This window comes from Campylobacter sp. BCW_4319 (genome assembly GCF_001764435.1).
In the GTDB taxonomy this organism is placed as follows: Bacteria; Campylobacterota; Campylobacteria; order Campylobacterales; family Campylobacteraceae; genus Campylobacter_D; species Campylobacter_D jejuni.
In genome coordinates, this window is sequence record NZ_MKAQ01000003.1 from 39155 (window position 1) to 53789 (window position 14635).

The 14635-nt window shown below is 31.2% G+C and carries 11 protein-coding genes; all 11 read left to right on the forward strand.

Annotated elements, in window-relative coordinates; all coding sequences use genetic code 11:
• The first annotated feature begins 147 nt into the window (after positions 1-147).
• The 11 genes from AJN56_RS01075 (at position 148) to AJN56_RS01130 (ending at position 14626) form a co-directional block, all read left to right on the forward strand.
• Positions 148-861 carry a molecular chaperone gene (locus AJN56_RS01075; protein WP_002851502.1) on the forward strand — a complete coding sequence of 238 codons (714 nt, stop codon included), beginning with the start codon at positions 148-150 and terminating at the stop codon, positions 859-861.
• The gene (locus AJN56_RS01080) at positions 836-1027 is read left to right on the forward strand and encodes a twin-arginine translocation signal domain-containing protein (RefSeq protein WP_002803269.1); all 192 of its coding nucleotides are present in this window, start codon (positions 836-838) and stop codon (positions 1025-1027) included. The genes AJN56_RS01075 and AJN56_RS01080 overlap by 26 nt, the downstream gene beginning before the upstream one ends.
• Positions 1027-3831, forward strand: a complete 2805-nt coding sequence (locus tag AJN56_RS01090; RefSeq protein ID WP_079263921.1) for a formate dehydrogenase subunit alpha — start codon at positions 1027-1029, stop codon at positions 3829-3831. The genes AJN56_RS01080 and AJN56_RS01090 overlap by 1 nt, the downstream gene beginning before the upstream one ends.
• A complete protein-coding gene (fdh3B, locus tag AJN56_RS01095; protein WP_002855401.1) occupies positions 3828-4469 on the forward strand; it encodes a formate dehydrogenase FDH3 subunit beta in 642 nt (213 codons plus the stop codon). The genes AJN56_RS01090 and fdh3B overlap by 4 nt, the downstream gene beginning before the upstream one ends.
• A complete protein-coding gene (locus tag AJN56_RS01100) occupies positions 4466-5398 on the forward strand; it encodes a formate dehydrogenase subunit gamma (protein WP_070246246.1) in 933 nt (310 codons plus the stop codon). Before fdh3B ends, AJN56_RS01100 begins: the two co-directional genes overlap by 4 nt.
• Before the next feature lie 166 nt (positions 5399-5564).
• Positions 5565-6347: a formate dehydrogenase accessory sulfurtransferase FdhD gene (gene fdhD, locus AJN56_RS01105; RefSeq protein ID WP_052785937.1), complete on the forward strand. Its 783-nt coding sequence runs from the start codon at positions 5565-5567 to the stop codon at positions 6345-6347.
• Entirely contained in the window at positions 6340-7077 is a 738-nt protein-coding gene (locus tag AJN56_RS01110; RefSeq protein ID WP_002855349.1) for a winged helix-turn-helix domain-containing protein, read from the forward strand. The genes fdhD and AJN56_RS01110 overlap by 8 nt, the downstream gene beginning before the upstream one ends.
• A 112-nt stretch (positions 7078-7189) precedes the next feature.
• Positions 7190-9292: an aspartate chemotaxis receptor CcaA gene (gene ccaA, locus AJN56_RS01115; protein ID WP_002871853.1), complete on the forward strand. Its 2103-nt coding sequence runs from the start codon at positions 7190-7192 to the stop codon at positions 9290-9292.
• A gap of 110 nt (positions 9293-9402) precedes the next feature.
• The gene (gene yedF, locus AJN56_RS01120; protein WP_002851218.1) at positions 9403-9975 is read left to right on the forward strand and encodes a sulfurtransferase-like selenium metabolism protein YedF; all 573 of its coding nucleotides are present in this window, start codon (positions 9403-9405) and stop codon (positions 9973-9975) included.
• A 9-nt stretch (positions 9976-9984) separates the two neighbouring features.
• Complete coding sequence (gene selD, locus AJN56_RS01125; protein WP_079254194.1) at positions 9985-11007, forward strand: selenide, water dikinase SelD; 1023 nt, start codon at positions 9985-9987, stop codon at positions 11005-11007.
• 130 nt (positions 11008-11137) lie between these two features.
• The gene (locus AJN56_RS01130) at positions 11138-14626 is read left to right on the forward strand and encodes a proline dehydrogenase family protein (protein ID WP_002856406.1); all 3489 of its coding nucleotides are present in this window, start codon (positions 11138-11140) and stop codon (positions 14624-14626) included.
• Positions 14627-14635: the final 9 nt, after the last annotated feature.

Below are 14635 nucleotides of genomic sequence, written 5' to 3' on the forward strand. Positions count from 1 at the left end.
GGAATTTTATTGAAATTCAGTGATTTTTAAATCAAATAGTATTAAGATAAATCGATTTAAAAATCGGCTTTAAAATGAATATTAGGTATATTTTGCATAATATTCATTCAAGCAAAATTTAAAGCTATTTTTGAAAATTTTGAATGCATGGGGGCTTTAATGGATTTGGAAAAATTAAGATTAGCTAGAAGTCTTTATTATCAATGTCTAGGAGAGCTTTTTGTTTTTTCATTTTCTGAAGAAAGATTGTCAAAATTACAAGAGTATTTAAAGACAATGCAAGAATGTTTATTTGATGAAAATTTAAAATCAAATTTTGATATCTTGCTTAAGCATTTAGATGATGAAAATTCTATACAAGCATTTTTTAAAGAATACGATTTGCTTTTTTTAAGTCTTAAAAACAGCATTCCAACGACTTTTTCTTACATAGAAGAAGGTTTTGAAAATTCAAATCCTTTACTTTGTGTGCGTCAAATTTTAGTCAAAAGTAAAATAAGACGCAATGAAAAATTTTTTAAAGAAAGTGAAGATAGTGTTGGATTTTGTTTATTGTTGATGAGTGAATTTTTAAGGCAAAATGAAGATGATTTAGCCAAAGAGCTTTTTGAAAAAGTGATCAATAAAAGCATTGATGAGTTTTTAGGCGATGTTTTCATGAATAAAAATGCGAATTTATATAAGGAAATTGCAAGTATTGCATCGGCTTTTATGGAATTTGAAAGACTTTGCTTTGAAGTGGAAAAACCTGCAAAAATAAATTCTAAAAAAGTGCAAAACGATCTATCGCGTTCAGAATTTTTAAGAAGAGAAGCAAATAAACAAAGGAGGACTCGTGAAAAATCGCAGGGAATTTCTTAAAAAATCCGCTTTTGCCTTAGGGGCTGCTGGAGTGCTTGGTAGCACGACTTTAGCTCTAGCTAAAGATGAAGAAAGAAAAGATTTGGTTAAAGGTAAAAGTAAGAAAAAAGAAGTGCTTTTTCAAAGAAGTGCTAATTGGGAAAAATATTATATAAAGGCTGAGTAATGTCAAGTGTAGGTGAAAATATCAAGCTTACGCGTCGTTCTTTTCTTAAAATGGCAGCACTTTCAAGCCTAGCAACACCGTTGCTTGCTAGAAGTGAAACTTTAAGAGAAGCGAGTGCTGATGAGCTTAAAGAAGCGTATGAAGGTAGTAAAAAAGTAAAAACAGTTTGTACAGCCTGTTCTGTAGGCTGTGGGATTATTGCAGAAGTGCAAAATGGTGTTTGGGTGCGTCAAGAAATTGCTCAAGATCATCCTGTGAGTTCAGGTGGACATTGCTGCAAGGGATCTGATATGATCGATATGGTGCGTTCACATGTGCGTTTAAAATATCCTATGAAAAAAGAAAATGGAGAATGGAAACGCATAAGTTATGAGCAAGCTTTAAGTGAGATTGGAGAAAAACTAGCTGCTTATCGTAAAGAAAATCCTGAAAGTGTTATGTTTTTAGGTTCTGCAAAAATGAGCAATGAACAAGCTTATTATGTGCGTAAATTTGCAGCGTTTTTTGGAACAAACAATGTAGATCATCAAGCTAGAATTTGACACAGCGCAACAGTCGCCGGTGTGGCGAATACATTTGGTTATGGCGCTATGACAAACCATCTTGGAGACATTCAAAGAAGTAAATGTATCATTATCATTGGGGCAAATCCAGCGGTAAATCATCCTGTGGGTTTTAGACACTTCTTAAAAGCAAAAGAAAAAGGTGCAAAGCTTATCGTTGTAGATCCTAGATTTACAAAAAGTGCGGCAAAAGCGGATATTTATGCAAGAATTCGTCCAGGAACTGACATTGCTTTCATGTATGGAATGCTAAAAATCATCTTTGATGAAGGCTTAGAAGATACAAAATATCTTGATGAAAGAGTTTTTGGAATTGATAAAATTCGTGAAGAAGCAGCAAAATGGACAGCTGAAGAAGTAGAAAATGTTACAGGGATCTCTAAAGAACTTTTGGTGCAAATCACTCACGAAGTAGCTAAAAACAAACCAACTACGCTTATTTGGGCTATGGGTTTAACTCAACACACTGTAGGAACTTCAAATACACGTTTAGCACCTATTGTGCAAATGGTACTTGGAAATATAGGTAAATTTGGTGGTGGAGTTAATATCTTACGCGGACACGATAATGTTCAAGGTGCTTCAGATATGGCTTGTTTGAGTGAAAATTTACCAGGTTATTATCCTTTAAATGAAGCGACTTGGAGATACTATGCCAAAATTTGGGGCGTGGATTATGAGTGGCTTTTAGGAAATTTTGTAAGCAAAGATTGGATGCATAAAACCGGACTTTCACTTGCTAGATGGTGGGCAGCGGCTTTAAATGGAAAAGATGGCAATGATGCTATCGATAATGCAGGAACGCCTTTAAAAGCTTTAGTAGTTATGGGAAATGGTATCACTTCGACTGCACAACAAGTAAAAGTTAAAGAAGGTTTGGAAGCTTTAGAGCTTTTAGTTTTAGCTGATCCTTTTGTAAATGAAGCAGGGATTATTGCAGAAAGAAAAGATGGAATTTATCTTTTACCTGCAGCAACACAGTTTGAAACAAGCGGAAGTGTAACAGCAACAAATCGTAGCGGACAATGGAGATTTAAAGTTGTAGATCCACTTTATGAAAGCATGGAAGATCAAGAAATTTTATTTGAGCTTGCTAAAAAATTAGGCTTTTATGAAGACTTTACTAAGACTTTACGCGATGAAAAAGGTGAGATTGTTTGGCCTGAAAATGCAACAAGAGAAATTGCAAAAGCGGTTAGAAGTATAGGGCTTAATGGTTGGAGTCCTGAAAGGCTTAAAAAGCATACTTTATACTGGGATAAATTTGATGAGGTAACTTTAGAAGGAAAAGACGAAGTTGCTGGCGAGTACTACGGGCTTCCTTGGCCTTGTTGGAGTGATAAGCATCCAGGTTCTCCTGTGCTTTATAATACCGACATTGAAGTCGCAAAAGGTGGTATGGGCTTTAGAAACAATTTTGGACTTGAGTATGAAGGAGAGAGTTTACTTGCTAAAAATGCGCCTTTAAATTCACCTATTGATACAGGTTATCCACAAATTACTAAAGATAATATAGAAAAAGTTTTAGGCATTACTTTAAGTGCCCAAGAAAAAGAAAAAATGGGATCAACTTGGTCTTATGATGATAGCAATATCATAGCAACTAAATGTATAGAAAAAGGCATAGTTCCTTATGGAAATGCTAAAGCTAGAGCTGTAGTTTGGACTTTTAAAGATAAAATTCCACTCCACCGTGAGCCTTTACATTCTCCAAGAAACGATTTGGTGCAAAAATATCCAAGTTTTGAAGATCAAAAAGCGCTTTACCGCGTGGATACTAAATTTGTGTCTGTGCAACAAGCTAAGGATTATTCTAAAGAATTCCCACTTAATCTTGTTACTGCAAGACTTGTGAATTTAAATGGTGCAGGTATGGAAAATAGAGCATCTATGTATCTAACGCGTTTAACACCTGAAATGTTTTGTGAGATCAATCCTGAATTAGCAAAAGAGCAAGACATTAAAGCAGGAGATATGATTTGGGTACATTCTCCAGAAGGTACTAAAATTCATGTAAGAGTGAAGGTTAATCCAGGTGTAGCAAAAGATATGATTTTCTTGCCTTTCCATTTTACAGGAGTTATGCAAGGCGTGGATTTAACGCACAATTTCCCAGAAGGAACTAAGCCTTATGCAAGCGGAGAAAGTGCTAATACGGTAACAAATTATGGTTATGATATCATGTGTCAGATTCCAGAGACTAAAGGTGGGCTTTGTAGAATCAGTAAGGATGGAAAATGAATAAGGTAAATTTTGCAAATTTAGAAAAAGAACGCTTGAAATTCTTTTGTGATAATGAGCGTTGTATTGATTGTAATGGTTGTGCGGTAGCTTGTGATGAAGCACATGAGCTTCCTATTCATATTCGCCGCCGCCGTGTGATTACTTTAAATGAAGGAATTCAAGGAAAAGAAGTTTCAACTTCTATTTCTTGTATGCATTGTGATGATGCTCCTTGTTCTATCGTTTGTCCTGTGGATTGTTTTTACATCCGTGCTGATGGTATTGTTTTGCATGATAAAGAAATTTGCATAGGTTGTGGATATTGTCTTTATGCTTGTCCTTTTGGTGCACCACAATTTCCAAAAGATAGTGTTTTTGGAAATAAAGGCATTATGGATAAATGTACTATGTGTGCAGGTGGCCCTGAAGCAACGAATTCAGAAAAAGAAAGAGAACTTTATGGTCAAAATCGTATCGCAGAAGGAAAAGTTCCTGTATGTGCTGCGATGTGTTCGACAAAAGCACTTTTAGTAGGTGAAAGTTCTAAAATAGAAGAGATTTATCATAATAGACTTATGAATAGAAATTATGGCATTCCAAATCCTTCGGAAAGTTTGGAATGGAAGATTGCTTACACAGGAAAGGAACGCTTATGAGAAAAGTATTTGTAACGCTTTTGTTAAGCGTGGTAAGTTTATTTGCTTATGGTAGCGAGAGAATGGGACAAGATACTCAAATTTGGGATTTTCATCGTATTACAAATATCCCAAATTATGATACTTTTGGCAAACTTTGGACAACTTTGCAAGGTGAATATATAGCTACTATAGCTTTAATCGCTATTATTGCGGTATTATCTGCATTTGCTTTGCATTATATGGTTATAGGACCTAAGCAATTTTCACACGATGGAAAGAAAATTTATGCTTTTACATTATTTGAAAGACTTTTTCATTTTATCGCGGCAATTTCTTGGGTGATTTTAGTGCCAACTGGTTTTGTGATGATGTTTGGGGCGACTTTTGGAGGCGGACTTTTTGTAAGGGTTTGTAAAAATTTACATGCTTTTGCAACGGTTTTATTTATCATCTCTATAATCCCTATGTTTTTATGGTGGATTAAAAGAATGCTTCCTGCAAGTTATGATATCAGATGGATGATGATAGTAGGTGGTTATTTAAGTAAAATCAAACGTCCTGTACCTGCAGGTAAGTTTAATTTTGGTCAAAAATCTTGGTATTATATAGCCGTATTTGGTGGATTTTTGATGATAATTACAGGTGGATTTATGTATTTTCTTGATTTTAATTCCACAGCAATTCAAGGTCTTTTTGGTTTAACTCAAATTGAACTTTTAAGAATTTCAGCTATAGTGCATAATTTCTTGGGTATAGTGTGTGCAGTGTTTTTTGGCGTGCATATTTATATGGCAGTATTTGCAATCAAAGGCAGTATCCATTCTATGATTAGTGGTTATAAAGAAGAAGAAGAGGTTTATATTTTACATTCTTATTGGTATAAAGAATTAAGCAATAAAAAGCAAATTGAACCTAGTTTTTCTTATGATCCTAATGTAAAAATTTAATCTTTAACCGCTATGTTATTGCATAGCGGTAGTTTTAAGCTTTTTTGAAATAAATAGAACGAATTTTATTTTATAAGTTGAATCTAAAATCTATTTTTCCATATATAAATTTGTTATTTATGTTTTTTTGATATAATATTATTTAAAGATATTTAAAGGATAAGGTATGGATCCGTTATTTACAACTCAAATTTTAAAATATAAAGGTAATGATTCTTTTACATGTGATGATACTTTAGTGCGTGAAATTAAACTTGAAATTTTTATTAATAATGAAAGAGTAGGTGCTTTAATGGCAACTCCTGTAGATGAACAGGCATTAGCAATAGGATATTTAATGAGCGAAAATATCATTGCGAAAGTAAGCGATATTGAGAGCATAGAAACAAAAGATGATGGTATGAGTGTGCATATTAAAGCAAAGATTGATAAAGAAAATTTAGCAAAGCTTAATGCTGAAGGTGTAGTTATAAGTGGTTGCGGTAGAGCACATACTGCCAATATCGATCCAGAAGCTATTGAAGCGAGCAAAATTAGTTCTGATGCAAAATTTAGCAAAGATGAAATTTTAAAACAAATGAGTACTTTTTATACTCAATGCGAGCTTTATGAGAAAACAGGCTGTGTACATACGGCTAAGCTTTTTGTAGATGAGAAAACTTTTTTTATAGGTGAAGATATAGCTCAGCATAATACCATAGATAAAGCTTTAGGAAAAGCACGTTTAGCTGGGGTTGATTTAAGTCAATGTTTTTTAATGGTTAGTGGAAGGCTAAGTTCTGAAATGGTAGCTAAAGCAGTTATGCATAAAATTTCAGTGCTTGTTTCACGCACGGCTCCTACTTGTTTAGGAGTTATGATAGCAAGAAAATTTGATTTAACGCTTTGTGGTTTTGCTAGAGAAAATAAGATTAATATTTATAGTGGAGAATTTAGAATTCATGGATAAAAATCAAGAAAAAGAAATCATCTCATATATGAGAGAATTGTTAAATAGTAATGAAAAATTAGATTGTGGTACGGCTTTTAAAATTGCAAAGAAATTTAATGTAAATATAGAAAAAATCGGACAATTAGCCGATGAAAATCACATGAGAATTGATAATTGCGAGTTGGGGCAATTTGGACATTTAGATTTTGAAAAAGCAAAGATTGAAGTGCTTAAAAAAATAGAACCTAGTTTAGATGAAAAGCGTAGAATTTTTTGTAAAGATGCAAGAGATATTGCTAAAGAAGGTTGTGGGCTTAAAAGTATGCGTTCAGCTTTAAAAGCTTATAAGGTTGATGTAAAGTATTGTCAACTTGGTTGTTTTAAAGAAAAAAAAGGTAAGCAATTTATAGTAAGAACAAAAACTTGGATTGAAAATGCGGATGGAGATTTGCTTTTTGGACGAGGAAAAACAGAACTTTTAGAACTTATCGGACAAACAGGTAGTTTATTGCATGCTTCTAAACTTATGGGGATTAATTATAAAAAAGCTTGGATGCATTTACAAACCTTACAAAAAAATTCTCAAGAAATCTTAGTTAGCACAAGGCAAGGACGCTCTAAAGAATCAGGAACAAAACTTACTCCTAGAGCTTTGGAATTAATGGAAAATTACTCTATTTTACAAAAAGATATAGAAGAATACGCTAATAAACGCTTTAAAGAACTATTTTTAAAAGGAAAAAAATAAATCTTCTATCAAAAAATACTAATACATAATTTTTTTATAATTAATTAATATTATTTTTTTAAAAATATGTTAAAATTAGAATCTAAATTTTTTATTTTTTAGGAGTTATAAGATGTTTAAATCTTTAAATATAGGTTTAAAACTTATTTTTTCTGTGGCAGCTGTTGTTGTTATTGGACTTGTTATTTTAATTTCATTAATCACAAAACAAGTAAGTCAAAATATTACCAAAAATACAGAAGATATTCTTGCTTCTATCACGAAAGAATATGCTACTCAAACTCAAGGAATTTTTGGGGAAATGATCGCTTTAAATAAAAGTATTTCAGGTACTTTAACAGAAATGTTTAGATCAACCTCTAAAGAAGATTTAGATATAGACAATATAACAAATATTATAACCAATACTTTTGATAATAGTGCTTATTCTAATTTTACTTATTTATATCTTATTGATCCGCCAGAATACTTTAAAGAAGAGAGTAAATTTTTTAATACTCAAAGTGGAAAATTTGTTATGCTTTACGCTGATGAAGAAAAGGATAATAAAGGCGGAATAAAAGCAATACAAGCTAGTGATGAAATAGCTAATCTGCAAGTTGTGCAAGATATATTAAAAAAAGCAAAATATGGGGAAAATAAAGTATATATAGGCCGTCCTATTAAGATGAATTTAGAAGGTCAAGATTTTGATGCTGTAAATGTTGCTATGCCTATTTTTGATCGAAAAAATCAAGTTGTAGGTGTCATAGGCATGACTTTAGATTTTTCAGATATTGCTACTTATCTTTTAGACCCTAAAGGTCAAAAATATGATGGTGAATTAAGAGTTCTTTTAAATTCAGATGGTTTTATGGCGATACATCCAAATAAAAATCTAGTTTTAAAAAATTTAAAAGATATCAATCCTAATAAAGGTGCACAAGAAACTTATAAGGCCATAAGTGAAGGAAAAAATGGAGTTTTTAACTATATAGCTTCTGATGGTGATGATTCTTATGCTGCGATTAATAGTTTTAAAGTGCAAGATAGTTCTTGGGCAGTTTTGGTAACTGCTCCTAAATATTCAGTATTTAAACCCTTAAAAAAATTACAATTAATTATTCTTGGTGCATCTTTTATTTTTATTTTTGTTGTTTTAGGAGTGGTTTATTATTGCGTAAGAAAAATTGTCGCATCTAGATTGCCTGTGATTCTTAGTTCTTTAGAATCATTTTTCCGTTTTTTAAATCATGAAAAAATTGAACCTAAGGCTATTGAAATTCGTGCTAATGATGAGCTAGGAGCAATGGGAAGAATCATAAATGAAAATATTGAAAAGATTCAAATATCTTTAGAACAAGATCAAAATGCTGTAGATGAATCGGTGCAAACTGCTAGAGAAATCGAAAAGGGTAATTTAACTGCAAGAATTACTAAAAATCCTATAAATCCTCAATTAGTAGAACTTAAAGATGTTCTTAATAGGATGCTTGATGTTTTACAAAGTAAAATTGGTTCTAATATGAATGAAATTAATAGAGTTTTTGATAGTTATAAGGCTCTTGATTTTAGTACAGAAGTATTTAATGCTAAAGGTGAAGTTGAGATTACAACTAATATTTTAGGCAAAGAAATTAAAAAGATGCTTTTGGCTTCTTCAAATTTTGCTAAAGATTTAGCCAATCAGTCAGAAGAGTTAAAAAATTCTATGCAAAAACTTGCTGATGGCTCTAATGCACAAGCGAGTTCTTTAGAACAATCGGCTGCAGCTGTGGAGGAGATTAATTCTTCTATGCAAAATGTAAGTGGAAAAACAGTTGAGGTTGCTTCACAAGCTGATGATATAAAAAATATTGTCAATGTGATTAAAGATATCGCTGAGCAAACGAATCTTCTTGCTTTAAATGCAGCTATTGAAGCTGCACGTGCTGGAGAACATGGGCGTGGTTTTGCAGTTGTTGCAGATGAGGTAAGACAGCTTGCGGAAAGAACAGGAAAATCCTTATCTGAAATCGAGGCAAATATTAATATACTTGTTCAAAGTGTAAATGAAGTAGCAGAATCTGTAAAAGAACAAACAGCAGGAATCACACAGATTAACGATGCTATAGCACAACTTGAAACTGTAACTAAGGAAAATGTCGAAGTTGCAAATGTCACCAATAATATAACAAATGAAGTCAATCAAATTGCTGCGGCAATTCTTGAAGATGTGAATAAAAAAAGATTTTAAAAAAGCTCATTTTTGAGCTTTTAAATTTTTTCTATATTATTTAAAATTTTTAAACACAAAACAAGTAATAAAATAATATTATTTTTCAAAGCTAATATCAAGGAAAAATAATGAAAATTGATTGTCGCAATCTATCTTGTCCTCAGCCTATAGTTGAAACAAAAAACGCTCTTGAAAAACTTCAAGAAAATGAAATTTTAGAAATTGTTTTAAATTCTATTATTTCAAAAAATAATGTTGTAAAATTTCTTAACTCTTTAAATTTAAACCCTGTTGTAGATGAAAATGCACAAGAGTTTTGCATCAAAGTACAAAAAAAGAATTTTGATTCTAGTGAAGTAAATATTCACGATTATAATGTTTTATTTTTAAAAACCGACAAAGTGGGTGAGGGTGAATTGGGACAAAATTTACTTGTAGGATTTTTAAGTACCTTAAAAAATTTAGATCATGCTCCAAGTAAAATTCTTTGCGTAAATGAAAGTGTTTTAATCAATGTTGATGAAAATCATAAAGCACATTTAGCTATGAAAGAACTTGAGAATTTAGGTATTGAGATCATAAGTTGTGGAGCTTGTCTAGAATTTTTTAATAAAAGCAAAGAACTTAAAATAGGAAATATAGGCAATGCTTATGAAATTTTAAACGAGCTTTTTGGTAAAGCAAAAATCATTACTCTATAAGGAAAAACACTGCAATATAAAAATCAAAATTTAACGCATTTTGTTAAAGCAGCAGGCTGAGCAGCGAAATTAAGCCCGGGTGGTCTTAAAACAATTTTAAATTTCATGCAAAAAACTCCTGCTTTACTTAGTGATATCGGAAATAATGAAGATGCAAGCGTATATCAAATCAGCCCCGATTTAGCTTTGGTGCAAACGCTTGATTTTATCACTCCTATAGTAGATAGTGCTTATCATTTTGGTGCTATTGCTGCAGCAAATGCTTTAAGCGATGTTTTTGCTATGGGTGCAGAGGTAATTAATGCCTTAAATATAGTAGGTTTTGATACTTGTAATCATGATTTAAACATCTTAAAAGAGCTTTTAGAAGGTGCAAATGATAAAGTTAAAGAATGTAATGCTTTAGTCGTGGGTGGCCATACTATAGAAAGCACCGAGCTTTTTTTTGGACTTAGTGTTACAGGAAAAGTACATCCTAGTAAATTTATTGCTAATAATACTTCTAAAATCGGAGATTGTATCATTTTAACCAAGCCTTTAGGAATAGGAATTTTAAGTACAGCTTTAAAGGCGCAAATGTTAAATCAAAAACATTTAGATATAATGCTTAAAAACATGATGGAGTTAAATTATAAAGCCAGTCAAATTGCTCTTAAATTTCATCCAAGTGCCATGAGTGATGTTACAGGTTTTGGACTTTTAGGACATTTAAAAGAAATGCTAAATAAAAATATTTCTTTTGAAATTTTTGAAAGTGAACTTCCTTTTTTAGATGGAGTAAAAGAGTATTTTAATATGGGTTTAATTCCTGCTGGAGCTTATAAAAATTTAGAATTTATAAAAGAACTTACCCCTGATTTAAATGAAGAAAAATTATTACTTTGTGATCCACAAACTTCAGGAGGACTTTTAATTTCTATAAGTGAAAAAGATTCCTTAGAATGTTTAAAAAAACTAGAAGATGAAAATATTCAAGCTAAAATTATTGCTAAGGTTGTAAATAAGCAAGAAAATGATATTATCATTTCTTAATTTTTGTTACTTATATACCCATTAAAATTTTTTTTATCATTTTTTATACATTTTCTATGATTTAAAATATTATTTTTTATCTTATTTATATATTATTTATTAAAATTTATTTTATCTTAGGAGATACGAAATGATACAAAAAGCTTTAGCCTTAGCTGAAGAATTACAAGGACAAATAGAAGCCAATATTTCAAATTCTGAAAAAGAATTTCATGCTAAAATGCAAAAACTTCTTAATAATCCCAAAAATAAAGTTATGCTTATAGAGCTTTTAGATCGTTCTTTTAGATGTAAAGATAAAAATGCAAGTTTTGAGCTTATAGAATATACTTTGAGTAAATATGGCATAGCGGATTTTTTTAGCACTTTTGAAAAATTCCTACTTTTTAGCTTTTTAAATTTTGGCAAATTTGCTCCTAATTTAAGTGTACCTTTTTTTGTCAAACATTTAAGAGAAGATACTAAAGCTATGGTTCTAGATGCAAATCCTAGTGTTTTAGAACCACATATTAAGAAAAGAAAAGAGCAAGATAAAATTACCTTAAATGTGAATTTAATTGGCGAAGAGGTTTTAGGTGAAGCTGAGAGTAAATATCGTATGCAAAAATACGAAGAAGCCTTAAAATCAAGCTATATCACTTATATTTCCATAAAAATTACTACTATTTTTTCACAAATTAATATTATAGATTTTAATTATTCTAAAGAAGAGGTCGTAAAAAGACTAGATTATCTTTATGCTTTAGCCTTAGAAGAAGAGAAAAAACAAGGTGTATCTAAATTTATCAATCTTGATATGGAAGAATTTAGGGATTTAGAGCTCACCGTTGCAGCTTTTATGGAAAGTGTGGCTAAATTTGATATTAAAGCAGGGATTGTTTTGCAAGCTTATATTCCTGATTCTTATAAGTATCTTAAAAAACTTTTTGCTTTTTCAAAAGAGAGGGTTTTAAAAGGTATGAAGCCTATTAAGATCCGTTTTGTTAAGGGTGCTAATATGGAAAGTGAAGAAACCATTGCGTCTCAAAGGGGTTGGGAGCTTCCTACTTTTTACAAAAAAATAGATACTGATAGTAATTATAATAAAATGCTTGATTTTATTCTTGAAGGAGATAATTATAAATACATCAACATAGGAATTGCAAGTCATAATATCTTTGAGATTGCTTATGCTTATACACGCATAAGTGAAGTGGGTGCTTTGGATTCTTTTACTTTTGAAATGCTTGAAGGTATGAGTTTGCAATGTTCTTATGAATTATCTAAAATGCATGATCTAATCCTTTATGCCCCAGTTTGCGATGAAGCACATTTTAACAATGCCATTGCTTATCTTGTAAGACGCCTTGATGAAAATACAAGTGAAGATAATTTTATGCGTTATTTTTTCAATCTTAAAGTAGGAGATAAGAACTGGAATATCCAAAAAGAACTTTTTTTAAAATCTTTAGAAGGCATAAAAACTCTTGATAATACTACACATCGTAAGCAAGATAGAAATAAAGAATCAAATATCATAAGTTCTTATGAAAGTAAAAAATTTAGCAATGAAAGCGATACGGATTTTATTTTAGCACAAAATAGAGCGTGGGCTAAAGAAATTAAAACTAAATATGAAAATTTAAAAGATTATGATGTTTATCCTGTTATAGGCGAACTTGATTTTAAAGCAGAAAATTTAAATGTTTTAGAAGTTAAAGATAAGATTGAAGATAGAGTGATAGGAAAGGCTTATTTAGCAGGAGAAAAAGAAATCAAACAAGCTTTAGAAGTAGCTAAAAATTCCAAATTTACACAAAAAAGTCATGATGAAATTTATCAAATTTTAGCCAAAAGCGCAAAACTTATGAGAGAAAGAAGGGGAGATTTAATAGGTTTGGCAGCTTTAGAAGTGGGTAAAACCTTTTTAGAGATCGATCCTGAAGTAAGTGAAGCTATTGATTTTATAGAGTTTTATCCGCACTCTTTAGAAGAGCTTAAAAAACAAAATCCAAAAGTTACATTCACACCTAAAGGTATAGGGGTTACCATAGCTCCTTGGAATTTTCCTATAGGAATTTCAGTAGGTACTATAGCTGCACCACTAGCCGCAGGTAATGTGGTGATTTACAAACCTTCTTCACTTTCAACTCTAACAGGTTATATGCTTTGTAAGTGTTTTTGGGATTCGGGTATTCCAAAAGATGCTTTGATTTTCTTACCTTCAAAAGGAAGTGATATTTCTAAATATTTACTTATTGATGAAGCGATTAAATTTTCAATTCTTACAGGAGGAGAGGATACTGCTTATGCCATGTTAAAAGCTAATCCAACCTTGCTTTTAAGTGCTGAAACTGGCGGAAAGAATGCGACTATAGTTTCTAAATTTGCTGATCGTGATAGTGCGATTAAAAATATCATTCATTCTGCTTTTAGCAATAGCGGTCAAAAATGTTCAGCTACTTCTTTGCTAGTCTTAGAAGAAGAGGTTTATCATGATGAAGAATTTAAAAAGACTTTAGTGGATGCTGCGAGTTCTATGGCAGTGGGCAATCCTTTTGAATTTAAAAATAAATTAGGTACTTTAGCTGATAAGCCAAGTTCTAAAGTTCAAAAGGCCTTAGATGAATTACAACCTTATGAAGAATGGGCATTAAAACCTAAGTTTTTAGAGGATAATCCTTATTTGATGACTCCAGGCATAAAATATGGCACCAAAAAGGGTGATTTTACTCATATGAATGAACTTTTTGTACCGATTTTAAGTGTGATGAAGGCTAAAGACTTAAAAGAAGCTATTGATATAGTAAATTCCACAGGTTATGGTTTAACTGCAGGTTTTGAAAGCTTAGATGAAAGAGAATGGGAGTATTTTCACACTCACATAGAAGCAGGAAATATTTATATCAATAAACCAACCACAGGGGCTATAGTGCTGCGTCAACCTTTTGGTGGGATTAAAAAATCAGCTATAGGTTTGGGTAGAAAAGTGGGAATTTATAATTATATCACTCAATTTTTAGAGATTAAGCAAGAAGATTTTGATGATCATTTAATTGAAGATAAATTTTCAAAAAAATTAGCACAAATAGATTTAAAAGAAGCACAAGATTTTATGAACAATTTAATTAAAATGTCTCAATCTTATGCTTATCATTATAAAAACGAGTTTAGTGTTTCAAAAGATTATGTCAATATTCGTGGAGAAGATAATCTTTTTTCTTATACTAAAATAAAGAATATGGTTTTAAGACTTTGTGGAAATGAAAGCTTAAAAGATGTTTTAGGTGTGGTTTTAGGTGCAAATATTGCAAATATTGATCTAAGTATCAGTTATGATGAACAAGATGTTAGTATGATAGAACGAATTGTTCAAAGCATAGGAGCAAAAGTATTGTTTTTAAAAGAAAATAAAGAAAATTTTATCAAGAGTATTAAAGAATATGAAAGAGTGCGTTATTTAGCAAAGCCAGATGTAAATGATGAGATTTATAAAGAGGCTGCAAAGCTTGCTAAAATCATTATAAGAGAAAAGCCATTATTAAATGGTCGTTTTGAACTTTTAAATTATTTTAATGAAAAAGCTTTAAGTATATCTTTTCATCGTTATGGAAATTTAGGCATTAGAGCAATATCTTAATGATCAAGG